Raw genomic sequence first — 24,535 nt, forward strand, 5'->3', positions numbered from 1 at the left:
CTGATCCGCCGCCCCGGCGGCCTGGTCATCGTGCTGACGGGTCGTCGGTTCGTCAAGGCAACCTGCACGGATGCGAGACTTTGCCCGATACACGACAGGCACAGTGCTGGGAGAGACCGATGGACGAGACACGGGCACGCGACGTACTGGCGGCGGCCGGGCTCGTGGCCGCCGCCCGTGACGCCGCTCTGCTGGCGCTCGGCGAGAACGCGGTCTTCGCGGCGGGCGGCATCGTCGTCAAGGTCGGCCGGGACGCCGAGCTTCTGCCGCGTGCCGAGCGGGAGCTGGCGGTGGCGGCCTGGCTGACCGACGCGGGTGTCCCCGCGGTGCGCGCCGCGGAGCCGGAGGCCCGGCTCGTCGACGGCCACCCGGTGACGCTCTGGCACCGGCTGCCCGATGCCGTGCGCCCGGCGGAACCGGCCGATCTGGCACACCTGCTGGTCCGCGTCCATGCGCTCGGTTCTCCTTCCTTCGCGCTGCCCCGCCGCGATCTGCTGGGCGGGGTCGAACGGTGGCTGCGGCTGGCCGGCGACGCGATCGACGCCGCCGACGCCGCGTATCTGCGCGAGCGCCGTGACGGCTTCGCCGAGGCGGCGGCCTCGCTGACGCCGCATCTGCCGCCCGGCCCCATCCACGGCGACGCGCTGCCCCGCAACGTCCATGTGGGCCCGGACGGCCCGGTGCTGGTCGACCTGGAGACGGTCTCCTTCGACCTGCGCGAGCACGACCTCGTGGTCATGGCGCTGTCCCGCGACCGCTACGGCCTCGACCCGGCCGCCTACGACGCGTTCACGGCCGCCTACGGCTGGGACGTGCGCGAGTGGGACGGCTGCGCGGTCCTGCGCGGTGCGCGCGAGACGGCGAGCTGCGCGTGGGTGGCGCAGCACGCCCCGGCGAACCCCAAGGCGCTCGCCGAGTTCCGCCGCCGGGTGGCCTCACTGCGCGACAACGACCTTGAGGTGCGCTGGTACCCCTTCTGACCCGAGCGATCGCCGCCACGAGGTGCCAGCTCCCCAGCACATGACGCCTTCGACGCGGGGCCGGCTGCCGCCCGGACGCGTCTCCGGCGCAGCGGAGGCATCCGTCGCCCGGCGGCCTCCCGTTCGACCCGTGCGCGAACGCCCTTGGCACGGGGCGCCTTTGCCGCCCCGGCGCTCGAACCGACCCCTCGGTCGGAACGCCCCGGCCACTCGAGCCCCCGGTGCCCCGCCCGGGGCCGGGCAGGCCGCCGTGTCGCGCAGGCCCCAGGCCGGTCCCCGGCCTCTCGCCCCCATGCCCCACTCACTCCGGCCTCCGACCGGCCCAGGCCGCCCCCGCAGGACAGCCCCGGTCTCAGGCCCCCGCCACCGGGGCGAGGGCGCGCAGCGGCCAGGAGGCGTCCACCACGGCCTCCGGGCTGCCCTTGCGGCGCAGGAAGCTCTGGAAGTCGGCCGCCCACTGCGCGTACCAGCTCACCTGGCGCTCGTGCAGCAGGCCGGGGTCGAGGCGCGCCACCGACGGATGGCGCTCGGCTATCGCCCGGGCGACGAGGACCGCGGCGAGCGCGTCCGCGTCCGCGCGGTGGGCGCGGTCGAGGACGACGCCGTACTCGACGCAGACCGCCTCGAGATTGCGCTTGCCCTTGCGATAGCGGTCGACGGCACGGTCGATCGTGTACGGGTCGATGACCGGGCCTATCGGGCGCCCGTCAAGCCGCTCGCTCAACGAGGCGAGCCTGTGCCGGCGCAACTCGGCCGAGAGCAGCGTCAGGTCGAAGGCCGCGTTGTACGCGACGACCGGGACACCCCGCAGCCAGTACCCCGTGAGCACCTGGGCGACCTCTTCGGCCACCTCGCGAGCCGGCCTGCCCTCCGCCGCCGCGCGCTCATTGCTGATGCCGTGGATCGCCGAGGCCTGCTCCGGGATCCGTATCCCCGGGTCGGCCATCCAGCCGCGGCGCAGCACCGGCTCCCCCGCGTGCAGTTCGACGACGGCGGCCGTCACGATGCGGGCGTCGAGCGGATCGGTGCCGGTGGTCTCCAGATCGAAGCCGGCCAGTGGCCCCCCGTGCCAGGACATGATGCCCCCTCCTCCATGGTGCGATGGTGCTTCCCCCGTTGGATCCTCACCTTCCCACGCAGCACTGACAACGAGGCGGGGACCGTGATCGGGCAGGATCAGGACACGGGTCGCGAATCGGTCCACACCGACTCGAACTCCTCGCGGTAGGTCTGGAAGAGTCCGCTCTCGCCGTCCTGCCCCGAGCGGACCACCGAGCGCCTGTCGCCCCGCAGGACGAGCACGGGGGCCTCCATGCCGCGGGCGCGGCGCAGGTAGGACTGGACGACGGCGAGGCCGTCGGGGCCGTCGCCGTCCACGAGGTAGGCGGTGAAGCGGGGGGTCTCGTCGAAGACCTGGATCTCGAAGGCGCCCGGGTCCCGCAGCCGGGAGCGGACCCGGCGCATGTGGAGGATGTTCATCTCCACGGTGCGGCTCAACTCGCCCTTCTTGATGCCGAGTTCCCGTTCGCGCCGCTTGACGGCGCTGCTCGCCGGGTTGAGGAAGAGGAGCCGGACCCGGCAACCGGACTCGGCCAGCCTCACGAGGCGGCGGCCGGAGAAGTTCTGTACGAGAAGGTTCAGGCCTATGCCGATCGCGTCGAGACGACGCGCCCCGCCGAAGAGATCCTCGGCCGGCAGCTGGCGCTGGAGCCTGACCCGGTCGGGATGGACGGAGACGACGTCCGCGTACCGGTCGCCGACCAGGTCCTCGACGGCGTCGACGGGGAGGCGGTCGGCGGAGGGGACCCCGGCGCCGCTGCCGAGTATCTCCAGCAGGCGTGCGGAGGCGCGCTCGGCCTGGGCGAGGACGGCCTCGTTCAGCGCCCGGTTGCGGGAGACGACGTTGCGCGCCACCTCCAGCTCGTCCAGCGCCAGTTCGACATCGCGCCGGTCGTCGAAGTACGGCTCGAAGCAGGGCCAGTGCTGCACCATCAGCTCACGCAGCTGCGGCAGGGTGAGGAAGGACAGGACGTTGTCGTCCGCCGGGTCCAGCAGGTAGCCCTTGCGGCGCGAGACCTCCCGCACGGCGACCGCCCGCTGCACCCACTCGTGGCCCGCGGGTCCGGCCGCCGCGACGACCCAGTCCTCGCCGTGCACAGGGTCGTAGATGGGCCGCAGCACGGCGGCGACCACCGCTCGCAGCCGCTGTTCGACCAGATTCAGCCAGATGTAGGCGCGGCCTGCGCGCTGGGCGCGCGTGCGCACCTCGCTCCAGGCCTCCGCACCCCAGTCCAGCTCCGCCCCGATCTCCATGGGCCGCGCGACCGAAACCGCTCCCGGCGGGACCTCGGCAGAGTCTCCCCCCTCGTGACCCGCGTCACCTGGGGGCAGCTCCAGCCCTCCCGAGCTCACCCGCGCACCGCCTTCTGCTTTCCTGGAACGCCGTCTTCAACGATCAAGGAAGCCTACTCCGGGAGCGGGAGGCGGTGCAGCAGGATGAGCCGGTTGTTTCTCAACTCCCGTGATCGTGGTGGCCGTTCTGGTCGGCGAGATCGGCCGGAGTGAGCGGATTCATGGACGTCACGTCCCGTGGGGCGAGCTGGAAGCCCTGCCAGTGGACGGGCATGGGCTGCTGGTCCTCGTCCCGGGCTATGTGATGGAACCCGATGTTGACCCAGGCGATCGGATTGGCAAGGTTCTCACCATTGACCCATTTGTCCACGCTCGTGGGCGCGTTCTTCCCGCAGTCGAGGATGTTGTCGCTCGCGAACTGCTCGCAGGCCCTGTTCTGGGTGAAGTAGACGTCGTGCTTGGTGAAGGGGCGGCCCTCGTGCCTGCTGGACGGGCCGGGCACGATCTCGTACGAGCGGGCGTGGCCGTCCCTGTTCTTGCCCCGCGCGCTGACCACGCGCCACCAGCGCATCGTGCGGACGTCTCCGGCGAGCTCCTTGGTGACGGGGGTCCGGGTCGTCTTCACGGTCGGGCTGCCGTCCCCCGTGGGGGCGGTGACCTTCGAGTCGTACTGCTCCACCCGGTTCGTGTTGCCGCCGTCCAGGCCGAAGTCGAGACGCCAGAACACGTTGTGGGCGTGGCTGGTGGCGTAGTCACGGGCGCCCTTGCCGATGGGCCAGCCGCGGCCGTCGGCGGCGTTGTAGGAGTCGGGCGCCAGGCTGCCCGTGGCGCCGACGTTGGCGGAGACGGTGCCGTCGGAGGAGAACCGCCACTCGGTGATGTACTCGTACCAGGCGACCTTGTTGACCGTGTAGACCAGCAGGTCCTTGCCCTGGGCCTGCCAGACCTTCGTGCCCTCGTCGTCGGCGAGCCGGTAGGCGTGGCCGCGGGAACGGGTGGTGGTGCACAGGCCGTCGACCGTCCCCATCTCCGGCACCCTGACCTTGGTGACCGTGCCGCCGGGGCACTCGCCGGGCGCCAGGTTCTGCAGGCCCCAGCCGAACCCGGCGCCGGTGAGGTCGTCGTACTCCGCGTTGCCGTCGTCGTACGGCACGTGTATCTGGGCGAGCTTGGCGCTGTTCAGCACCCGTATGGGGCGCCGTTCGCCCTTGGGCTGATAGGTGATCTTGTCGAGGATCAGGCCGTGGCCGGTGTCGTAGCGCCAGCACATCCGCCAGGTCGTGCCGCCGTCGAGCTTCTGCTCGATGCGGTAGGCGACGCTGCAGTCGGACTGCGGCGGCCTGGGGGCGGCCTGGGCGCCGCCCGCCGCGGCGGGAGCGGCGGAGGCCGGGCCGGTGGCGGCGCCGACGCTGCCGAGCAGCGCGGCCGCCGCCAGCAGCGCGCCGCGCCTGCGGACGCGCGAAGGACTGTTCACGTGCATCTGGACGTACTCCCTCACCGGGACGTGCGGACAGGAGGAACGGGTGGCACAGGTTGTGCGGGAAGGCGCGCCGCCCGGAACGGCGCGGCGGCCGGTCAGCCGACGCGCGCGACGGTCCGGGCGCTCAGGTCGACGATCAGATTCCGGATCTCGATCCAGGGACCGTTCACGACCTTGGTGACGAGGCGGACGCAGCGGTGCTCACCGCAGCGGGCGAGCTCGTCGGGCACGTCCTTCTCGCGGTGGGTGCGGTAGACGTCGCCGTTGAACCAGAGCTGATCGGGTGAGGTCAGGGACCGGCCGGTCGCGTGCCGGTAGTCGGCCTTCAGGTCCGAGCCGAGCGGGTCGGCCAGGATCAGCGCGACGGCCTCGCGCAGCTCGTCCGGGTGCGGCGACGGCTGGACGCCCCGCTGGACGCCCGTGCGCTCGGCCTTGCCGGTGTCGAGGTTGACGGTCGAGGTCACGAGCTCGTCGGCCCGGTAGTCGTAGAAACTGACCTCGGCACGGCGCACGGCCGCGTCCGGAGCGGAGGGCGGCGGTTCCGCGAGATTGGTCGCGAGGTGCTGAGGACCACGGCCGCCCGCCGCGTTCTCGCCGTCCGACCGGGCTGCCGGCGTCAGCGCGATCTGTTCCGCGCGGCTCAGCTCGGCCGGCGTCAGCGGGTCACTGCCGACCCCGCGCTCCCCCTCGCGCGGCACGGCGACGGCAGGAGGCCGTGACCCGGCGGCCGAGCCGCTCCCGGCCTCACCGCCCTCCTCCGCGCCCGCCCGGCCTGCCGCGACCGGGCCCCGGGCCTGGCCACCCGCCCCGTTCGCGTCGTCGGCGCCCGCAGTGCCCGGCAGGGTGATGCCCACCATCAGGGCCGTACCCGTCACCGCGATGGCGGTCCCCGCCAAGAGCTTCCCCAGGTGACGGCGCACCAATTGGCGCACTTGTCCCCCCTTTCCCCCAGGATCCCCATTGGTCACCCGGTAGGACGGTTCGAAGTCCTAGGAGGTTGCTCCACTTTGGGGGAGGATCTTCGCCAAGTAGTCCCCCACACCCGGATCAGAAATGGAAGAGTCGAATCTATGCAGGTCTGGCCGGGACAGGCGTACCCACTCGGCGCCACGTACGACGGCGCCGGCACCAATTTCGCGGTGCACTCCGAAGCCGCGCGGCGCATCGAGCTGTGTCTGCTGCACGACGACGGCTCGGAGACCGCGGTCGAGCTGCGCGAGACCGACGCGTTCGTGCGGCACGCGTACCTGCCGGGGGTGATGCCCGGGCAGCGCTACGGCTTCCGGGTCCACGGCCCGTACGAGCCCGCCCGCGGGCAGCGCTGCAATTCCGCGAAGCTGCTGCTCGACCCGTACGCGCGGGCGATCAGCGGGTCCATCGACTGGAACGAGTCGGTCTACGGCTACCACTTCGGCAGACCGGACTCCCGCAACGACCTCGACTCGGCGCCGCACACGATGTCGTCCGTCGTGGTCAATCCGTACTTCGACTGGGGCGACGACCGCCCGCCGCGTACGGACTACCACCGCACCGTGATCTACGAGGCCCATGTGAAGGGCCTCACCATGCTCCATCCCGAGCTGCCCCCGGAGCTGCGCGGCACGTACGCGGGCCTCGCGCATCCGGCCGTCATCTCGCACCTCACCGAACTGGGGGTGACGGCGCTCGAATTGATGCCCGTGCACCAGTTCGTGAACGACCACCGGCTGGTGGACGCGGGGCTGAACAACTACTGGGGCTACAACACCATCGGCTTCTTCGCCCCGCACAACTCCTACGCCTCCTGGGGCGACCGCGGCGAGCAGGTGCTGGAGTTCAAGCAGGCCGTGCGCGCGCTGCACCAGGCCGGCATCGAGGTCATCCTGGACGTGGTCTACAACCACACCGCGGAGGGCAACCACCTGGGCCCTACCCTGTCCTTCCGCGGTCTGGACAACGCCTCGTACTACCGGCTGATGGACGACCGCCGGTACTACATGGACACCACCGGCACCGGGAACTCCCTGCTCATGCGCAGTCCCCACGTACTGCAGCTGATCATGGACTCGCTGCGGTACTGGGTGACGGAGATGCACGTCGACGGTTTCCGCTTCGACCTCGCGGCGACGCTCGCACGCCAGTTCCACGAGGTCGACCGGCTCTCCTCGTTCTTCGACCTGGTGCAGCAGGACCCGGTGGTCAGCCAGGTGAAGCTGATCGCGGAGCCCTGGGACGTCGGCGAGGGCGGCTACCAGGTGGGCAACTTCCCGCCCCTGTGGACCGAGTGGAACGGAAAGTACCGGGACTGTGTGCGGGACCTGTGGCGCGGCGAGCCGCGTACGCTGGCCGAGTTCGCGTCCCGGCTGACCGGCTCGTCGGACCTCTACCAGGACGACGGCCGCCGGCCGCTGGCCTCGATCAACTTCACCACCTGCCACGACGGCTTCACCCTGCACGACCTCGTCTCCTACAACGGCAAGCACAACGAGGCCAACGGCGAGAACAACCGCGACGGGGAGAGCCACAACCGGTCCTGGAACTGCGGGGCCGAGGGCGAGACGGACGACCCCGGCGTGCTGGAGCTGCGCGAGCGGCAGATGCGCAACTTCATCGCGACGCTGATGCTCTCCCAGGGCGTGCCGATGCTCAGCCACGGCGACGAGTTCGCCCGCACCCAGGGCGGCAACAACAACGCCTACTGCCAGGACAACGAGATCTCCTGGGTGCACTGGCCCGATCCGGGCGAGGACGAGGAGAGCTCGCTGCTGACCTTCACCAAGACGATGGTGTGGCTGCGGCGCGACCACCCCGTCTTCCGGCGGCGCCGCTTCTTCCACGGCCGTCCGGTGGAGGGCACCCACGACGAGCTGACGGACATCGCCTGGTTCACGCCGAAGGGGGACGAGATGGTCCAGCGCGACTGGCAGGCCGCGCACGCCAAGGCGCTGTCCGTGTTCCTGAACGGTCACGCCATCTCCGAGCCGGGGCCGCGGGGCGAACGGATCTCCGACGACTCCTTCCTCCTGATGTTCAACGCGAGCGCGGACGAGCTGGAGTTCATCGTCCCCGTCAATCATGGCGAGGAGTGGCAGGTCGTCGTGGACACCGCACGGCGCGAGGGCGTTCCGCCCGGCAAGGGGCCGATGGTGGCGGCGGGCGACGTGCTGCCTCTGGTGGGCCGCAGCCTGACCGTGCTGCGCAGGCCCGCGTAGCCGCAGCCGCCGGAGGCACCCGCGGAAGTTCCCGGCCGGGCGGATGATCACTCGATCGACCGAACGGCCGGGACCGGCGGCACAGAAGCGTTCAGGGCGGGTACGTATGTTCGCATGACACCCACGGCCACCTACCGGCTCCAGCTGCAGCCGGACTTCCCGTTCGCGGCCGCCGAGGCGGCGGTTCCGTATCTCGCCGACCTCGGCGTCTCCCACCTGCACCTGTCGCCGGTGCTGGAGGCGGTGCCTGGGTCCACCCATGGGTACGACGTCGTCGACCACGGCCGTGTCCGCGCGGAGCTCGGCGGCGAGGACGGGCTGCGCCGCCTGTCCCACACGGCCCGCGAGCACGGCCTGGGCCTGGTCGTCGACATCGTGCCGAACCACATGGCCGCCGTCCCGCGCTACAACCGCGCGCTGTGGGAGGTGCTGCGCGAGGGCCCGCGGTCGCCGTTCGCCCGCTGGTTCGACATCGACTGGGCCGCCGGGGACGGCAAGGTGCTGCTGCCGGTGCTGCCCGGGCGCATCGGCGGCGAGCTGGCGCAGCTGCGGGTCGAAGGGGAGGTGCTGCACCACGGGGAGCAGCGGTTCCCGTTGCGCGCGTCGACCGCACACCTGCCGCTGCCCGAGCTGCTGGACGCCCAGTGGTACCGCCTCGCGTGGTGGCGCCTTGCCCGTACCGAGCTCAACTACCGGCGGTTCTTCACCGTCTCCGACCTCATCGGGGTGCGGGTGGAGGACCCCGAGGTCTTCGACGCGACCCACGCCAAGATCCTGGAGCTGGTGCGGGACGGCGTCGTCGACGGGCTGCGGGTGGACCATCCGGACGGGGTGGCCGACCCGGAGGGTTATCTGCGCAGGCTCGACGAGGCGACCGGCGGTTGGGGGCCCCTTCCACGGCCGCCAGGCCGTAGGGGGAGCTGGATCGTCGTGGAGAAGATCCTCACCGGCGACGAGCGGCTTCCGGCCGGCTGGCCCGTCGCGGGCACGACGGGGTACGACGCGCTGCGCCGGATCGACGGCCTGTTCACCGACCCGGCGGGTGTGCGCCAACTGGTCGGCGTCTACCGCGACTTCACCGACGTGGACGACAGCCTCGGCGGACGGTGGGAGGCGACGGCGCGGCGCGCGGCCTACGAGGTGGTGACGCACGAGCTGGCAGCCGAGACCGCGACGCTCGTCCGGCTCGCCGAGCGGATCTGCGCCGAGGACACGCGGCTGCGCGACCACGCCCCGTGGGCGCTGCGTGCGGCCGTACGTGAGCTGCTGGTCCGCGTGCCCGTCTACCGGCCCTACCGGGTCGATGCCGAGTCCGCGCTCCCCGAGGACGCGGCGCGGGCGGCGCGGGACACGTTCGCCGTGCCCGAGGAGGCGGCTGCCGTGGACGTGGTGCGGGACCTGGCACTGGGCCGGCTCGGTGACGGGCCGGACCACGTCCGGTTCCGGGCGCGCTTCGCCCAGACGGCCTCGGCGCTGCGGGCCAAGTCGGTGGAGGACACCGCGTTCTACCGGTACGCGCCGCTGATCTCGGCCAACGAGGTGGGCGGCGACCCCGGCAGCCCGGCGGTGGAGCCCGCGGCCTTCCACGCCTTCTGTGCCCGCCTGGCCCGCGACTGGGCGGGCACGGGCACGGTGCTGACCACGCACGACACCAAGCGCAGCGCGGACGTGCGGGCGCGCATCGCGGTGCTGTCCGAGTGCCCGGAGCGGTGGGCGCGGTTCCTGGAGCGGATCACCGAGGAGGCCGAGAGCCCGTCCGGGGGCGGCGGGGCGCCCGACGCGCAGCTGGCGTGGGTGGCCTGGCAGACGGCCGTCGGGTTCGGCATCCCCGACGCGGACCGGCTGGAGGCGGCACTGCTCAAGGCGGTGCGCGAGGCGGGGGTGCACACGAGCTGGACGGAGTCGGACCCGGCGTACGAGAAGGCGGTGTCGGCGTTCGTGGGCAGCGGACCGGCCGGTTCGCCGCAGCATTCGGTGGCCCGCTTCGTCCGGCAGCTCGCGCCGTACGTGCGGGCGAACGTGCTGGGGGCGGCGCTGCTGCATCTGACGATGCCGGGCGTGCCCGACGTGTACCAGGGCTCGGAGCGCGAATTCCTGGCCCTGGTCGACCCGGACAACCGGGCGCCGGCCCGTTTCGGCCCTCCGTTGTCCGAGCCGCTGACCGTCGGCGCGGCGTGTGGCTCGGCGACGGACACGGAGGGCGGTCTGAGTGCGGAGAAGGAGGCCCTGACGGCCACGGTGCTCAGACTCCGCCGGGCGTGCCCGGACCTGTTCGGCGCCCGCGCCGCGTACGAGGCGCTGACCGCCTCCGGCCCGGCGGCCGGGCACTGCGTCGCGTTCCGCAGGGGCGAGGAGGTGGTCACGGCCGTCACGCGGCTCTCGATGCGGCTGGAGGGCGAGGGCGGCTGGCGGGGCACGGCTCTGACGCTTCCGCCGGGCCGGTGGACCGATCTGCTGGGCGGGGAGCGCGAGTTCACCGGTGAGGTGCCCGTGCCGGTGGCCGACCTGTTCGCGGCGCGGCCTGTGGCGCTGCTCAGCCGCGCGGACGGACCAGCAGCGTCTTGGGGGACCGGGTGATCAGGCCACTGGCGACCGGCCGGAATCCGTCGGCCCAGCGCATCCTCGGCATCGCCTCGCTCAGCGCGCGCAGGCCGTACTCGGCCTCCACCGCCGCGAGCTCCACGGCCGGGCACCCGCCCAGACCGAAGGTGAGCTGGCCGGGATCGCCCCGGAGCATGTCGAACCGGTCGGGCTCCCGGAACCGCTCCGGGTCCCGGCCCGCCGAGCCGATCAGGCAGGCGACGGCCGAGCCCGCCGGCAGCGTGCCTCCGCTGAGCGTGACCTCGGCGGCCGTCCTGCGGATCAACACCAGCACGGGCGGATCGCGCCGCAGGGACTCGGTCCAGGCCCGTGCGATCAGCCGCGGCTCGGCCCGCAGCGCGGTCAGCCGGTCGGACTGGTCGAGCACATTGGCGAAGAACGAGGCGAGTGCCTTCTCCCGCACCGAGACCTGGGAGACGCAGCGCCCGGCGAGCAGCGCCCGGCCGGCCGTCCTGCCCGGTACCCCGACGGCCCCGGACGGCAGCCACCGGCAGAACTCCTCCACCAGGTCGACCTGCTCACGACCCGCGAGCCGCCGGGCGAGGACGTACGCGGTGCGCTGGACGATCTCGCGCAGCGCGTGCGGGACGGGCGCGAGGTGCCCGGCGCATCCCGCGTCGCCGGGCCGGTGGCCGTGAGTGAAGCGAAGATCGGTCAGAGCGGTGGCGACGTCGCGGTAGCGGCTGAGCAGCCAGGCGCCGACGGACGCGTCGTAGGTGAGGGGATGCTCCTCACGCAGCCGGCGGTAGCTCTCGTACAGCTCGTGCTCGTTCCCCGTGGGCAGGCCGGGCAGCAGCGCGCCGGCCCTGCGCCCCGTCCCGGAGGGCAGCGAGGAGACGGTGGGCGGTGAGGGCTCGGGCGTGGGGCGTATGTCCGCGTGCATGGTGTGCGCTCCCCTGTCACGGCCGCGGGTCTCTTGCCCCGCTGCTCCCTTCAGGTGACCACCGGGCCGCCGTCACCGCAGTCGGCGCAGGGCCGTACGGGTGACGTCGGGACGGGTACGCCATTCGGGTGGAGGGCCGGCCACACCGGGGCCCGAGCCACGGCCGCCCGACGGAGGGGCAGGCGCTCCCACGGCTTCGACCTGACCGCGAAAACCATGCCGCTGACCGCGACGGCGAACGGGTCGCCGTTCAGCGGGCGGTGAGGCGGAAGCTCATGCTGCCGAAGCCCCCACCATGTCGCCGTCCTGGACGACGATCGCGCCGGTCACCCTGCGGCCGTTGACCGTGGTGCCGTTGGTCGAGCCGAGGTCGCGCAGGACCCACAGAGTGCCCTGGTGGCTCAGTTCGGCGTGCAGCCGCGAGACCGTGTCGTGGCTCAGCCGCAGTCCGTTGACCGGGTCCCGGCCGATGCGCAAGGGGTACGGACCCGGCTCGGGCAGCAGCAGCGGGGGCAGCTTCTCCGCCTGCCAGGCCCTGCGCAGCCGGACGGAGAACGCCGAGACCCGGCCGACCGCGCTGTAGATCCGGCGGGCCCACCTGTTCTCGTGGACGAGGTCGGCGGTGAGGGCGTCCAGCTCCTCCGAACGGCGGGCGGCCAGGACCAGTTCCATCCGGTGCACGAACGTCTCGTGCGACAGCCTGCCCTGGGCCGCGCCCTCTCTGAGCACATCGAGGACACGCTCGCGCTCGGCGTCCGACAGCCGTGCGGGATACGTGGGGGACTCGTAGGAGGACGTCACATGACAGATTGTCGGGCGAAGGGCCCGGGGTGTCCAGAAGAGCAGGTCTTCTGCTGTTCGGCGTGACCCCTCTGACCTGCACGGAAGGTGGCGTTCCGGCCACCGTGCGGTCCAACGAGACTGCGGGCACGGCGCATTGGGCCGCACGCAAGCGGCCGGAAAAGGCTGGACCCGAGCGCGCGGGCTGGTCTAGGGTGCGACCGACGCCCGTGACGACGGAAGGAGGCGAGTGCCGTGCACCTCACACGATTCCCGCGCTCCCGCCCCGTCCGCCCGGCGTTCTGTGTCTGACCGGGAGCGCCTCACCTACCTCGCATCCCGGAGGACTTCCTCATGACCGATCTGGTCATCCGCGCGCTCGACGCGAGCGACGCCCGTCTTTTCGACACCCTGCCCGACCCTCTCGGCGCGGCCGAGGGCCATGCCCGCACCGTCCACCGACCCGACTGGAAGCGGATCGCCCTGCGCGACGGCAAGGTCGTGGCCCGGGGCGCCTGGTGGGGCGGCCCGGGTGACGAAACGCCCGTGAACATCAATTGGTTCGACGTCGCCGTCGGCGAGGAGGAGGCGGGCGCCGAACTGCTGCGCACTGCCCCCTTCCAGGTCGAGCTGGAGCTCAACCTGCCCGCCGGCTGGCGGGACGACCCGGTCGCGCGGCCGGCCGCCGAGGCCCGGGTCCGCGCCGCGAAGGCGGCCGGGTACGACGTGCTCGTCGAGCGGTTCATGTACCGCTGGACCCCCGCGCACGGTCTGCCCGAGCGGCCGGGCCGCCTCACGTTCCGGCCGGAGCCGGACGACTCCGTGTTCTTCGAGGCGCTCAAGCGCATCCACTCCGTGACGCTGGACGCGCACGCGCTCCGGGCGATCGCCGAGGGCGGTCTCGACCAGGCGGCGCAGGAGGAGCTGGACTTCTTCCACTGGTGCCCCTCGCCACGGGAGTGGTGGCAGCTCGCCCACACACCCGAGGGCGAGCTCGCCGGCATCCACATCCCGGCACACAATCCGGGCGGCCCCTGCATCGGCTTCATCGGCGTCGTCCCCGAGCAGCGCGGCCGCGGCTACGCGTACGACCTGCTCGCGGAGTGCACGCACTTCCTCGCCGAGCGGGGCGCCGAGTTCATCGCGGGCGCCACCGACCAGGGGAACTTCCCGATGGCGGCGCACTTCGTCAAGGCGGGCCACCCGGTGGTCAAGGAGCGGATCAACTTCGTTCCCCCCACGGGGAGCTGACCGTGTGCGGGGGTGTCCGGGGCCGGGGCGCGCCGGACACCCCCCGCCTCACTGCCCGCCGCGGCGCTTCTGCTCGGCGATCACGTCCCGGTACCAGGCGTACGACGCCTTGGGCGTGCGACGGAGGGTCTCGTAGTCGACATGGACGAGCCCGAAGCGCTGGGAGGCTCCCTCGGCCCACTCGATGTTGTCGGTGAGCGACCAGGTGAAGTAGCCGCGGACGTCGACGCCGGACGTCATCGCCTCGTGCAGGGACCGCAGATGGGCGTCGAGGAAGGCGATACGGGGTTGGTCGTCGATCCCGTCGTACGAGCAGCCGTTCTCGGTGACGACGACGGGAGGCAGCCGGTCGCCGTAGCGGTCCTTCAGCGAGACCAGCAGCTCGCGCAGTCCGTCGGGGACGACGGGCCATCCGAAGTCGGTGCGCTCGTCGGCGGCGATCTCCCGCAGGCCGAACGGGAGTTCCGCGGGCATGCCGACGCCGGCGAAGCCGTCGAGGGCGTCCGGGGCGGGCGCGCCGACGAGCATCGGGTGGTAGTAGTTCACGCCGTAGAAGTCCAGCGGCTTCGCGATCACGGTGAGGTCGTCGGCGACAGGGCCGGGCATGAGCTCGGCGAAGCCGTCGGGGTAGGCGCCGGTGAGCAGCGGGTCGGCGAACAGCCGGTTGGTGACCGTGTCGTAGAGCTCGGCGGCGAACCGGTCCTCGTCGCTGTCGCCGGCCGTCCACACGGGCGAGTGGGAGACGGCGAGGCCGATGTCCGTGGCACCCGCCGCTCGCAGCGCCTGGAGGGCGAGGCCGTGGGCGAGCAGCTGGTGGTGGGCGGCGGGCAGGGCGTCGAAGAGGAGCTTCCGGCCGGGGGCGTGCTCGCCGAGTGCGTAACCGAGCAGGGTGACCTCGGCCGGTTCGTTGACGGTCATCCACAGGGGTACACGGTCGGTGAGACGTGCCGCGACGGCCGCGGCGTACTCGGCGAACCGTTCGGCGGTGTCGCGGCGCAGCCATCCGCCCGCCTCGTCGAGCGGAAGCGGCGTGTCCCAGTGGTAGAGCGTCGGTGCGGGGGTGATGCCGTGGGCGCGGAGTTCGTCGACGAGCCGGTCGTAGAAGTCGAGTCCGCGGGCGTTGACCGGGCCGCTGCCGCCGGGGACGACGCGGGGCCAGGAGACCGAGAAGCGGAACACGTCGGCGCCGAGGCCGGCGAGCAGGGCGACGTCCTCGGAAAAGCGGTCGTGGAAGCCCGTGCCGCGGGCGGCGTCGGCGCCGTCCTTGATCCGTCCGGCGGCCGCGAAGGCGTCCCAGCCGGAGGGTCCCTTGCCGTCGGCGTCGGCGGCTCCCTCGGTCTGGAAGGCGGACGCGGCGGCTCCCCACAGGAAGCCGGGCGGGAACGCGGGCAGCGGCTCCGTCGGTATCGGCATGGCCCGTGACCTTAATGGCCCAAGCACCCCGCCTGAAGACCCTCGTCTTGTCAGGATGGACGGGACATACGGGATCGACGGGACCGGCATCGACGACGAGGGGATTCGCCAGTGCTGTTGTTCGAGGTGTGGGCGCCGCGGGCCGAGGAGCGGGTCACGCTGTGGCTGGACGGCGCCGAGCGCCCGATGGAGCGCGACCAGGGCCGGGCCGGCTGGTGGATCGCGGAGGCCGAGGCGGGCGACGGCGCCCGGTACGGCTTCGCGCTGGACGGGGGTCCGCTGCGGCCGGACCCGCGCTCGCGCCGTCAGCCGGACGGCCCGGACGCCCCGAGCGCGGTCGTCGACCACGACGCGTACGTCTGGCGGCACGAGTGGACCGGCCGGGGCCTGCGGGGCGCGGTCCTCTACGAGCTGCACATCGGCACCTTCACCCGCGAGGGCACCCTCGACGCGGCGGCGGCCCGCCTCGGCGAACTGGCCGATCTGGGCATCACGCATGTCGAGCTGATGCCGCTGTGCCCGTTCCCCGGCGTGCACGGCTGGGGCTACGACGGGGTGGACCTGTGGGCGGTGCACGAGCCGTACGGCGACCCCGAGGCGCTGAAGCGCTTTGTCGACACGGCGCACGGCCTGGGACTGGGTGTGGTGCTGGATGTCGTGCACAACCACCTCGGCCCGTCCGGCAACCATCTGCCCGCCTTCGGCCCGTACTTCACCGACATCCACCACACGCCCTGGGGCTCGGCGGTCAACCTGGACGCCCCCGGGTCGGACGAGGTGCGCGCCTTCCTGCTGGGCAGCGCGCTGGCCTGGCTCCGGGACTACCGGATCGACGGGCTGCGGCTCGACGCGGTGCACGCGCTGGCCGACACCCGGGCCCTGACCTTCCTGGAGGAGCTGTCTGCCGCCGTCGACACCCTGGCCGCCGACCTCGGCCGCCCGCTGTTCCTGATCGCCGAGTCCGACCGGTGCGACCCGCACACCACGACGCCCCGCGCCGAGGGCGGCCTCGGGCTGCACGCCCAGTGGAACGACGACTTCCACCACGCTCTGCACGCCGCGCTGACCGGCGAGTCCCAGGGCTACTACGCCGACTTCGCGCGCGCCCCGATGGCCGCGCTCGCCAAGACGCTGAACCACGTCTTCTTCCACGACGGCACGTTCTCGACCTTCCGCGGCCGCACCCACGGCCGGCCCGTCGACGTGAGCACCACGCCCGGGTACCGCTTCCTCGGCTACGCGCAGACCCATGACCAGATCGGCAACAGGGCGCTCGGCGACCGGCTCTCGGCCACTCTCACGCCGGGTCTGCTGGCGTGCGCGGCGGCCCTGGTGCTGACCTCCCCGTTCACGCCGATGCTCTTCATGGGCGAGGAGTGGGGCGCGAGCACCCCCTGGATGTACTTCACCGACCACACCGACCCCGAGCTGGCCGAGGCCGTACGGGCGGGCCGGCGCCGGGAGTTCGCGGAACACGGCTGGGCGGAGGAGGACGTGCCGGACCCGCAGTCACCGGCCACCCGGGAGCGCTCGTGCCTGGACCGCTCCGAGCGCGAACGCGAGCCGCACGCGGCGCTGCTCGCCTGGCACCGGGAGCTGATCGCCCTGCGCCGTACGCTGCCGGACCTGACCGACCCGGACCTGGCGTCGGTGAAGGTGGCGTACGACGAGCAGGGGCGCTGGCTGGCGTACCGGCGCGGCGATCTGCGGATCGCGGTGAACCTCGGCGAGGACACCGCCGCGATCCCGCTGGGGGGCGGCGGACGGGTCGTCGCGGCCTGGGGCAAGGTCGAGGCCCCGGGCGGTGACGGGGTGCTGCGCCTGGCGCCGGAGAGCTGTGCGGTGCTCGCTGCGTCCTAGGGCCCGTGTGATGTCGTGATCATCTTGCCGATCCGGATCTGCCTGGAAAGCGGATCCGGTAGGAAGAGGATCGTGACGCGAGACAACTCACCGACGAGCGATGGAAGTTGATCGAGCCGTTCCTGCCGATAGGCGAGTACGGCCCCTACCCCGAGCGGCTGCGAGATCAGTTCGAGGGGGTGATCTGGCGGTTCAGGACAGGCGCGCAGTGGCGGGAGATGCCGGGCGAGTTCGGGCCCTGGCCAACCGTCTACGGACGCTTCCGGGTCTGGCGGAACGCCGGTGTCTTCACTGCCCTGCTGGAGGGTCTGATCGCCGAAGCCGCCCGCCAGGGCAAGACAGACCTCTCCCTGGTCAGCGTGGACTCCACCACCGCCCGCGCGCACCACGACGCGGCCGGGATGATCGTCGACAAGGACGTCATGGAGGCTCTCGAGGAAGCCGCCGCAGAGCAGGAACAGGCCCGGCAAAAAGGGGCGATGAGGCGGAACAGAACGGGCGGGGGTGCGGAGATGAACCTGAGCGGGTCGAACGCCGACGCGTCCGCCGCCGACACAGACTCCGTCTGGGGGCAGCCCTGCTCGGAAGATCCCGCGGCGGGCTGACCAGCAAGATTCACCTCGCTGCTGACCGCAAGCGCCGACCGCTGTCGTTCGTTCTCACCGCCGGGCAGGCCGCGGACAGCCCCCAGTTCATCCCCGTGCTGAAGAAGATCCGCGTCCGTCTGCCGGTCGGCCGGCCCCGCACCCGGCCGGGCGCGGTCGCCGCAGACAAGGCGTACTCGTCCCGCGCCAACCGCGCCCACCTGCGCAAACGCCGCATCAAGGCAGTCATCCCGGAGAAGAAGGACCAGGCCGCCAACCGCAAGAAGAAGGGCAGCCGGGGCGGTCGTCCCGTCAACTTCGACGCCGAGCTTTACCGCGAGCGCAACACCGTCGAGCGCGTGATCAACCGGCTGAAGGACTGGCGCGGCATCGCCACACGCTTCGACAAGACGCCCGAGAGCTACCTCGCCGGCCTCGAACTGCGCGCCTCGATGATCTGGATCGGAGATCTGTTGCAGGCAACTGATTGATCACAACATCACACGGGCCCTAGTGGGGTGTCCTACCGGGTAGTGGGGTGTCCACCCCACTACCCGGTAGCGGATGCCGTCCCCGCGAACTGGTGTAACCGACCAACATTCGTGAACGCGCGGGTACCCGCCTGGCTGTCATCGTCCGCCGATCCACACACGACTCTGCGTCGAGCAGGCTCACCGCGCGACCTGCGGCGGTACTACCCGTTGCGCGAATGACTCGGCGTACTCCTTGCTCCCGCTGAGCCCGCTGCCTCGCGGTCGGACCGCGCCCGTCGGGATACCGCATGACACCGGGATACGCCCAACAGCGAGGTCACCATCACCCCGGACCGAAAACATCAGTAGTCTGAGTCCTCACACCGAAGAGGGATCGATGAACGGAAACTCGCTGTTCCACGCTGTAGGGCTGGCCGTCTGTACGCTGGTGCTGCTGCCGCTGCCGCTGCGCATTCTGACCGGGCGTGCACCTGGCTGGCTGCGAACCCGAATCGCCGACCCACGGTCGCTGGCCCTGGCTCTGATCGGTTTCTGGCTTCTCGTCCTGTTCAACGCGGTACCGCGGATCCTGGGCGCCGGGACCGGTGTCGTCGCGGCCTGCTCCGCCGTGGGCGTACTCCTCGGGCTCGGCGGCATCGTGTTCTTCTTCCGGGCAGCATGGGCAACCGCACAGGCGGCCCGAACCGGCCGCCGACGCTAGGCCGCTTCTTTCAGCCGGCGTTCGGCCCACACCCAGGCCCTGCTCTGCCTCGCGCGACGGCGGGCCGATGTCCGCAGTCACACTCGTTGATCGGGCTCAGGACGACCCGGTGACCGCAGAAGTCGGCATGTCCTTGTCAGCCGACCGATCGGTAGTCAGCGAGCGGGCGGGTTCTTGCGGTGCCTGCCATGGCAGTTGGCCCTCCCGTTGACCTCCGGCCTGCGGTTTCCGCGCAGCACCCCGGATCGGCGATATGTTTTGCCATGTATATGATCGTCCGCCAACGGGGAGGCGCACTATGCCAGATGAGACAGCCACGGGCCGGGACGCGGGAACGCGAACGTCGCGGACCAACACGTGGGCATGCGGTTGAACGGCGGGCCCGGGCCTCTGGCCACGGGCGGGAACCAGGACTTCGCCTCTGCACCCGCGGAGAAGAAGGCCGCGGCCAACACGATCGAGACCGAACTCCAACCGAACACGAAGAAGGCTTCGGACCATGCGGATGGGGCCACGAACTCTCTCCGCAATGGTTTCGGCGGCTGGGAGACGGCCGCCGGGGTGAAAACGGTCGCGGACACATGGGAACAGCAGGTGAAAACCCTGATGGCGCGTCTGGAAAGCGAGAAGAACGCGCTGCGCGGGGCCTCGGGGCTTTTCGTACGCAACGACACCGGAGTGGGCGCCGACTTGCGCGCTTCGACATCGAAGCTGAACGGCCTCTGAGGAGATGCGGTGCTGACGTACCACGAAGTCATGACCACCGACCTGGGGCTCCTGACGACAGCAGCCGCCAAGTGGGAATCAATGGCAGGCGAGTTGAAGAAGGTCGAGACCCGATACGGCGAGACCGTCCAGAAGGTCTCCATGGGCCAGAACTGGGCCGGTCTCAGCGCCGGGGTCGCGCAGACGAACTTCACGGCGACCCGCTACGAGTACTCCGCCGCTCAGGCCCAGGCCAAGGCCATCGCGAGCCTCCTGAGGGATGCCCACGAGAAGTTCACCGACCTCAGGAGGAAGCTGGTGAGCGCGCGCGACGACGCGATAGCCGCTGGCATGTCCGTCTCGGAACAGGGACATGTCACCTTCGACTCCTCCAAGCTCACGGATGGTGAGCGCAATGCCTACCGCCACGACCCGGACTACCAGTCCTCGGTCCGCGTGGCCGTCGGTGAATGGCAGAAGCTCATCGAAGACCGGGTGAAGGCCGTCCACGAGACTGACGAGCAGGTCAAGGCGGCCCTGAGCGCCGCCGTCGTCGACAGTAACAAGGACGCCTTCGGTCAGGGCAGCGGCAAGGACGCGACCTTCAACGGGTTCAACGCGCACGCCGAGGGCGACCTGGACAAGGCCCCGAAGACCGTACCTGCCGGGGAGGCGAAGGACGGGACGAAGACCGACGGTGTCAAGGTGACCGGGCCTGACGTCGGCTTCACTGTCAGCGGCGTCAAGTACGGCAAGGAGGGCTCGGTCAAGGCGTACGCCGACCTCTTCCACGCGACAGCGAAGGGTGAGGAGAACCACGGGCGGCTGACCCTCTCCGGAGTCGACGAGATATACGCGGGAGCCAGGGCCACCGGGAACCTGGGCTTCACCGACAAGGGCTTCGTCGCCAAGGGCGAGGTTTCGGCGGGTATCCGGTCCCTGGCCGAAGGGCGGGCCGAGTACGGGCACGTAGGCGGCTACGGGCGGCTGGAGGGATTCGCCGGCGGCGAGGCAGCCGTCACCGCCAAGGCGACCAAGGATGAGGTGACCGTCGGCGCGAAGGCCTTCGCCGGCGGCAAGATATCCGCCGCCGGGGGTGCGGAAGCGGCCGGCATCGGCGTGGGTGTGACCGGCGAGGGTTGGGCCGGCCCTGGTGCCGAGGCATGGTTCGGCTACAAGAAGGACGAAGAGACCGGCGTATACAAGATCGGTGGCAAGGCGGGACTCTCCCCCGGCTTCGGCGGCGCGGCGGGCCTCGAGATCACATTCGATCCGGACAAGTTCTCCAAGGCCGCGGGAGACGCCGCCGACTTGGTGGGTGACACGGTGGACACCGTCGGGGACAAGGCCGGCGACTTCGTCGACTGGCTGACGGACTGATGTACTTCTCCGTGGAAGGAGGGCCCTGAATGCCCACGTCACTGCCGGTCCCGATCGAGTTCCGCCTGCCCGAGGGCTGGCTCCCCGCCCGCCCGGAGGGCGGCGACCCGGGCGTCGCGTTCGCTGCCGTGCATCCGGAGCCGGACGCCGGCTTCGCTGCCAACATCACCATCGAGGGCGGCTTCCCGCCGGAGGCGCGGACGCTGGCCGAGGTCGCCGCCCAGTCCGTGGAGCGCCTGGGCGAGGCCGCCGACTCGGTGGCGGTCACGGACCGCCGCGAATTCGGCAGCACCCACTCGCCCGGCCTGACCCAGCGGCTGACCTTCTCGGCCGTCGCCGGCGACGTGCACCGCGACCTCGTCCAGTCCCAGGTGTACCTGTCCTTCGTCGATATCGAGGAACCGCGGAGGCGTGCGGTGATCCGGCTGGCCCTGACGGCAACGGCCGCCCAGTACGACGGCGTTGTGGGCGACTTCCAGAAGTTCCTGCGAAGCGTGCGTCCGGACACCGGGAAGGCTGCGTAGCTGTGGGCCGCCTGTGGGACAAGTGGATGGGAACCCGTCACGCCGACGGGGGCACGAAGGCGATGTCCACCCAGGAACTGCGAGCCGCACTGCTCGCTCTGAACGGCACGGGCGTGCCCTTCGGCGTCCGCGAGGCGGGCACCGGAGGGGTGGACCTGCTGGCGGAGTGGCGGTTCCTGGAGCCGGCCTGGGGCTCCGGTGCGACCCGTAGGCAGGTAGAGCGGACCCTCAAGGTCTGGATGCGTCTATGCCCCAGGGAGCGTGAAGTGCGGGCCATGGACGAGCAGTGGGAGGTGACGCGAGCCGGCTCCCCGCCCGGCCGGACCGTGGCGCGCGCGCACGGCCGCGGGCCGATCCGCGGCATCCAGAAGGAATGGGCCCTGGAAAAGGGGCCCGACGGCCGTCGGCGCAAGGTCGAGACGTTCAGCTTCGACTCACGGGATCTGAAGGACCCCCTGCGGAACACGGTCCTCGAGGCGGGGTGGACCTGGCGCGGAGTGTACAAGCTGTGACCGAGGGGCGGGCCGGCAGATGCGGCATCTGTTCGGCGAGGGTCGGTGCCCGGAACCGGGACCCGATCGTGCTGAGCTACGAGGACATCTCCCGGCTTCCGCGCACGGAGACGCTGTACGCCGACTTCGCGGGCGACGAGCAGTTGTCCGCCCGGCTGGGCGCCCACCTCGGCGACTTTCTGGTGCACCAGGTGGTCGTCGGCATCACCACCCAGGAACCCGCGCCCGCCGGCACCCTCGCGGAGACGGGGCCGGGCATGTTCTTCGCCCCCGACCAGATGCGCAAGCGCATCGGCGATTGGGGGCGGGAAGGGCTGGACAGCCGCTTCGCCGAGGCGTGGAAGGAGTTCCTGCCCGTGGCCGAGGGGTGGGTCGACATCGTGCACAGCAGCGGCCCGCGGAGCCTCGAGCGGGTCTGGCACGAGGTCCGGTCAGGGCGGACGTCGCCGCGCACCGGCCGCGTCATCACCCCGTAGTGACCGGCGTGCCGTGGAAGGCTTGCCTGAGCGGCTGGACCCTGGCAGACCGTCCACTGACGCGTCGCTCGCTCACCCGCTGTCGCCCGGCCCGGCTCACGCACCTCTTTCCCGCCTGTCCACGGCGTCCCGCCCGATCCCCGGCGCCCTGGCGCGCTACTCGACGATCGCCATCTCGCGCGAGGTGTTGTTGAAACGGCGGACCCCGTCCTCGGTGACAGTGACGATGTCCTCGATGCGGACGCCGAACCGGCCGGGAAGGTAGATCCCGGGCTCGACGGAGAAGCACATGCCGGGGACGAGCGGCTGGTCCTCGCCCTCGATCATGTACGGCGGTTCGTGGGTGGTGACGCCGATGCCGTGGCCGGTGCGGTGGACGAACAGGTCCCCGTACCCGGCCGCCTCGATGATCTCGCGGGCGGCCCGGTCGACCTCCTGGCAGGCGACGCCGGGCCGGACGGCGTCGACTCCGGCCTGCTGCGCCTCGCGCACGACGTCGTGGACGTGCTGTTCGGCGGGGCTCGGCTCGCCGACATGGACGGTGCGGGTGGTGTCGGAGCCGTAGCCGTGCTTGAGGCCGCCGAAGTCGAGCACGACCATGTCGCCGTGGACGATCGTGCGGTCGCCCGCCTCGTGGTGCGGGTTGGCTCCGTTGGGGCCCGAGCCGACGACGGTGAAGTCGACCTGCGAGTGCCCGAACCGCAGCAGCAGCGCGGCCAGATCGGCGGCCACGTCGGTCTCCTTGCGGCCCGCGAACGGCACCTTGAGGATCTCGGCGTACGCCTCGTCGGCGGCGGCGCCCGCCGCCTCGATGCGCGCGAGTTCACGCGCGTCCTTCACCGCGCGGAGCATGGGCAGCGCCTCCGTCAGCGAGACGTACGAGGTGCCGGGCAGTTCCCGCTGGAGACCGAGCAGGTGCATGGCCCACGTGTTGTCGCTGACGGCGAAGCGGCCGGACACGTCCAGGAGCGGGGCGACGGCCGCGTACGGGTCCTTGCCGTCGGTCCAGTCGCGCACGGTCAGCGCGGACGCGCCGGGCGCCGCCTCGGCGTCGGGCGCCTCCAGGGTGGGGACGACCAGGACCGGGTCCTGGCCGGCGGTGAGGACGAGGACGGTGAGCCGCTCGGTGCCCACGGGCCGGTAGCCGGTCAGGTGCACGAGATCGGGTCCGGGCGCGACCAGCACCCCGGCGAGCCCGGCGTCGGCCGCGGACTCGGCGGCACGGGTCATCCGCGCGCGGTAGTCGGCGGCGGTGAACGGGGTCGGCGTGCTGGTCATGGGGCCTCCTGCCCGGCCTGCGGTCGTCTCCTCGGACCGTCCTGCCCGCCATCCTCCTTCGGCACACCGGCGGGCGCGAGTGCCGCCCGGGCCGGTCCGGAGGCGGGTCAGCCGTCGTCGCCGGTCCGTCCGCCCTCCTCGGCGACCAGCCGCTCCAGCAGCGCGTGGAACTCCTCGCCGACCGTGATCCGCAGCCCCTCCCCGTCCTCGTCGCGGTCGCTGAGCTGGGTCAGGGTGCCCGCCCGCCACCAGTAGACGTAGGGGCTGATGGCGCCGGGGGTGTCCTCGTAGCCGGTGGCCGCGAAGGACGCCATGGCGTTCAGCGCGGCGATCATGCCGGTGTCGTGGATGGCGTGGAAGGCGAGCTGGTGGCGGAACGGCATCGCCACGAGCGCCCCGTCGGCCGTCAGCTCCTCGCCGGTGACCTGCCGTACGACGGACTCCAGCGCGAGCACCCGGCTCGCGGTGTAGAAGGAGTCCCCGAGCACGACCTCGAAGCGCATGCCCTCGTCGTCCGCGACGGTCTCGTGGGCCTCGACGGGCAGGCCGCGGAGGTTGTAGAGCGCCTGGTCGCGCAGGTAGGGCAGGTCGCCGAGCGGTTCGAGGGCCTCGTCGGTGAGCATCATGACGCTCTCGGGGAGGTCGAGGGCGAGGATCTCGAAGAGGCCGGGAGCGAGGGGCCGGGCGTAGCCGAAGTTCTTCGGGTCGAGACCGTCGGCGCCGACGACGCGAGGGTAGAGCTGGGCGCGGATCTGCTCCCTGGGCAGGGTCTCCAGGGCGGACGGCGCCTCCATGGTGCGCAGGACCATGCCGACGTGCTGGTGGACCAGTTCGGGCCAGGCGCGGGGCCCGCGTTCGTCGTTGTGGCAGACGGCGGCGAGGTTGCCGAGGCCGAACTGGCGGCCCATGCTGTCGGACACCATGTCCGCGTAGACGGTCACCTCGAGGCCCCGCTCGGCGAACGCCTCGCGCACGAGGCCGCGGAACCGCGTGCCTTCACCCGCGGAGAGGAAGGCGAACTCGGGGTCGCGGGGCGCATCGCGTCCGTCGCGCTTCGGCCCTCGCCGGAACAGCCCCACGCCGACCGCCCT

19 protein-coding genes and 2 pseudogenes are annotated in these 24,535 nt (G+C 71.7%); 12 read left to right on the plus strand and 9 right to left on the minus strand.

From position 1 onward, the window contains the following. The first annotated feature begins 119 nt into the window (after nt 1-119). Nucleotides 120-980, plus strand: a complete 861-nt coding sequence (locus QFZ82_RS10125) for a phosphotransferase enzyme family protein (RefSeq protein WP_307712843.1) — start codon at nt 120-122, stop codon at nt 978-980. A gap of 352 nt (nt 981-1,332) precedes the next feature. Here the strand turns inward: QFZ82_RS10125 and QFZ82_RS10130 are convergent, their stop codons facing one another. The 4 genes from QFZ82_RS10130 to QFZ82_RS10145 all read right to left on the minus strand — a co-directional run bounded on the left by QFZ82_RS10130 (nt 1,333) and on the right by QFZ82_RS10145 (nt 5,744). Further along, nucleotides 1,333-2,058, minus strand: a complete 726-nt coding sequence (locus QFZ82_RS10130; protein ID WP_307712844.1) for a 3'-5' exonuclease — start codon at nt 2,056-2,058, stop codon at nt 1,333-1,335. 98 nt (nt 2,059-2,156) lie between these two features. Continuing rightward, the gene (locus tag QFZ82_RS10135; RefSeq protein WP_307712845.1) at nt 2,157-3,392 is read right to left on the minus strand and encodes an SAV2148 family HEPN domain-containing protein; all 1,236 of its coding nucleotides are present in this window, start codon (nt 3,390-3,392) and stop codon (nt 2,157-2,159) included. A 100-nt stretch (nt 3,393-3,492) separates the two neighbouring features. After that, nucleotides 3,493-4,812 (minus strand): copper amine oxidase, encoded by a 1,320-nt coding sequence (locus QFZ82_RS10140; protein ID WP_307712846.1) that lies wholly within the window; start codon nt 4,810-4,812, stop codon nt 3,493-3,495. A gap of 95 nt (nt 4,813-4,907) precedes the next feature. Then, a complete protein-coding gene (locus QFZ82_RS10145) occupies nt 4,908-5,744 on the minus strand; it encodes a Tat pathway signal sequence domain protein (RefSeq protein ID WP_307712847.1) in 837 nt (278 codons plus the stop codon). Between the two features lie 138 nt (nt 5,745-5,882). On the opposite strand from QFZ82_RS10145, the gene glgX reads away from it, so the two are divergent. After that, nucleotides 5,883-8,003, plus strand: coding sequence for a glycogen debranching protein GlgX (gene glgX, locus QFZ82_RS10150; RefSeq protein WP_307712848.1), 2,121 nt, complete (start codon nt 5,883-5,885; stop codon nt 8,001-8,003). A gap of 114 nt (nt 8,004-8,117) precedes the next feature. After that, nucleotides 8,118-10,580 carry a malto-oligosyltrehalose synthase gene (treY, locus tag QFZ82_RS10155; protein ID WP_307712849.1) on the plus strand — a complete coding sequence of 821 codons (2,463 nt, stop codon included), beginning with the start codon at nt 8,118-8,120 and terminating at the stop codon, nt 10,578-10,580. Here the strand turns inward: treY and QFZ82_RS10160 are convergent. Together QFZ82_RS10160 and QFZ82_RS10165 are read right to left on the minus strand one after the other, a co-directional pair. After that, nucleotides 10,537-11,487 carry a cytochrome P450 gene (locus QFZ82_RS10160; protein WP_307712850.1) on the minus strand — a complete coding sequence of 317 codons (951 nt, stop codon included), beginning with the start codon at nt 11,485-11,487 and terminating at the stop codon, nt 10,537-10,539. The genes treY and QFZ82_RS10160 overlap by 44 nt on opposite strands. Before the next feature lie 250 nt (nt 11,488-11,737). After that, a pseudogene (locus QFZ82_RS10165) lies at nt 11,738-12,288 on the minus strand (FHA domain-containing protein). Nucleotides 12,289-12,621: 333 nt separating this feature from the next. Between QFZ82_RS10165 and QFZ82_RS10170 the strand changes: the two are divergent. Beyond that, on the plus strand, nt 12,622-13,518 hold the full coding sequence (locus tag QFZ82_RS10170; protein WP_307712851.1) for a GNAT family N-acetyltransferase: 897 nt from the start codon (nt 12,622-12,624) through the stop codon (nt 13,516-13,518). A 48-nt stretch (nt 13,519-13,566) separates the two neighbouring features. Here the strand turns inward: QFZ82_RS10170 and QFZ82_RS10175 are convergent, their stop codons facing one another. After that, entirely contained in the window at nt 13,567-14,931 is a 1,365-nt protein-coding gene (locus QFZ82_RS10175; RefSeq protein WP_307712852.1) for a GH1 family beta-glucosidase, read from the minus strand. Between the two features lie 114 nt (nt 14,932-15,045). On the opposite strand from QFZ82_RS10175, the gene treZ reads away from it, so the two are divergent. The 8 genes and pseudogenes from treZ (at nt 15,046) to QFZ82_RS10215 (ending at nt 22,166) form a co-directional block, all read left to right on the plus strand. Next, nucleotides 15,046-16,791, plus strand: a complete 1,746-nt coding sequence (gene treZ, locus QFZ82_RS10180; protein WP_307717683.1) for a malto-oligosyltrehalose trehalohydrolase — start codon at nt 15,046-15,048, stop codon at nt 16,789-16,791. 107 nt (nt 16,792-16,898) lie between these two features. Then, nucleotides 16,899-17,866, plus strand: a pseudogene (locus QFZ82_RS10185) (IS5 family transposase). Nucleotides 17,867-18,245: 379 nt separating this feature from the next. Further along, on the plus strand, nt 18,246-18,569 hold the full coding sequence (locus QFZ82_RS10190; protein WP_307712853.1) for a hypothetical protein: 324 nt from the start codon (nt 18,246-18,248) through the stop codon (nt 18,567-18,569). Between the two features lie 363 nt (nt 18,570-18,932). Beyond that, nucleotides 18,933-19,295, plus strand: a complete 363-nt coding sequence (locus QFZ82_RS10195) for a hypothetical protein (protein ID WP_307712854.1) — start codon at nt 18,933-18,935, stop codon at nt 19,293-19,295. A gap of 9 nt (nt 19,296-19,304) precedes the next feature. Then, nucleotides 19,305-20,654 (plus strand): hypothetical protein, encoded by a 1,350-nt coding sequence (locus QFZ82_RS10200; RefSeq protein ID WP_307712855.1) that lies wholly within the window; start codon nt 19,305-19,307, stop codon nt 20,652-20,654. Nucleotides 20,655-20,683: 29 nt separating this feature from the next. Continuing rightward, nucleotides 20,684-21,178 carry a hypothetical protein gene (locus QFZ82_RS10205; protein WP_307712856.1) on the plus strand — a complete coding sequence of 165 codons (495 nt, stop codon included), beginning with the start codon at nt 20,684-20,686 and terminating at the stop codon, nt 21,176-21,178. Between the two features lie 26 nt (nt 21,179-21,204). After that, nucleotides 21,205-21,690: a hypothetical protein gene (locus tag QFZ82_RS10210; protein WP_307712857.1), complete on the plus strand. Its 486-nt coding sequence runs from the start codon at nt 21,205-21,207 to the stop codon at nt 21,688-21,690. 68 nt (nt 21,691-21,758) lie between these two features. Further along, nucleotides 21,759-22,166, plus strand: coding sequence for a DUF2855 family protein (locus QFZ82_RS10215; RefSeq protein ID WP_307712858.1), 408 nt, complete (start codon nt 21,759-21,761; stop codon nt 22,164-22,166). A 156-nt stretch (nt 22,167-22,322) separates the two neighbouring features. On the opposite strand, the gene QFZ82_RS10220 is transcribed toward QFZ82_RS10215, so the two are convergent. Next, nucleotides 22,323-23,444 (minus strand): Xaa-Pro peptidase family protein, encoded by a 1,122-nt coding sequence (locus tag QFZ82_RS10220; RefSeq protein WP_307712859.1) that lies wholly within the window; start codon nt 23,442-23,444, stop codon nt 22,323-22,325. 107 nt (nt 23,445-23,551) lie between these two features. Next, nucleotides 23,552-24,523 carry a hypothetical protein gene (locus QFZ82_RS10225; RefSeq protein ID WP_307712860.1) on the minus strand — a complete coding sequence of 324 codons (972 nt, stop codon included), beginning with the start codon at nt 24,521-24,523 and terminating at the stop codon, nt 23,552-23,554. Nucleotides 24,524-24,535 lie beyond the last annotated feature (12 nt).

Source organism: Streptomyces sp. V4I23 (assembly GCF_030817975.1).
Classification (GTDB): domain Bacteria; phylum Actinomycetota; class Actinomycetes; order Streptomycetales; family Streptomycetaceae; genus Streptomyces.

Bases quoted from the DNA above. Each gene is read 5' to 3' on its own strand.
- QFZ82_RS10220 (WP_307712859.1), bottom strand. From the start codon at position 23,444: ATGACCAGCACGCCGACCCCGTTCACCGCCGCCGACTACCGCGCGCGG.
- QFZ82_RS10190 (WP_307712853.1), top strand. From the start codon at position 18,246: ATGAACGGAAACTCGCTGTTCCACGCTGTAGGGCTGGCCGTCTGTACG.
- treY (WP_307712849.1), top strand. From the start codon at position 8,118: ATGACACCCACGGCCACCTACCGGCTCCAGCTGCAGCCGGACTTCCCG.
- QFZ82_RS10125 (WP_307712843.1), top strand. From the start codon at position 120: ATGGACGAGACACGGGCACGCGACGTACTGGCGGCGGCCGGGCTCGTG.
- QFZ82_RS10195 (WP_307712854.1), top strand. From the start codon at position 18,933: ATGCGGTTGAACGGCGGGCCCGGGCCTCTGGCCACGGGCGGGAACCAG.
- QFZ82_RS10175 (WP_307712852.1), bottom strand. From the start codon at position 14,931: ATGCCGATACCGACGGAGCCGCTGCCCGCGTTCCCGCCCGGCTTCCTG.
- QFZ82_RS10160 (WP_307712850.1), bottom strand. From the start codon at position 11,487: ATGCACGCGGACATACGCCCCACGCCCGAGCCCTCACCGCCCACCGTC.
- QFZ82_RS10210 (WP_307712857.1), top strand. From the start codon at position 21,205: ATGGGAACCCGTCACGCCGACGGGGGCACGAAGGCGATGTCCACCCAG.
- QFZ82_RS10140 (WP_307712846.1), bottom strand. From the start codon at position 4,812: ATGCACGTGAACAGTCCTTCGCGCGTCCGCAGGCGCGGCGCGCTGCTG.
- QFZ82_RS10130 (WP_307712844.1), bottom strand. From the start codon at position 2,058: ATGTCCTGGCACGGGGGGCCACTGGCCGGCTTCGATCTGGAGACCACC.
- QFZ82_RS10170 (WP_307712851.1), top strand. From the start codon at position 12,622: ATGACCGATCTGGTCATCCGCGCGCTCGACGCGAGCGACGCCCGTCTT.
- glgX (WP_307712848.1), top strand. From the start codon at position 5,883: ATGCAGGTCTGGCCGGGACAGGCGTACCCACTCGGCGCCACGTACGAC.
- QFZ82_RS10205 (WP_307712856.1), top strand. From the start codon at position 20,684: ATGCCCACGTCACTGCCGGTCCCGATCGAGTTCCGCCTGCCCGAGGGC.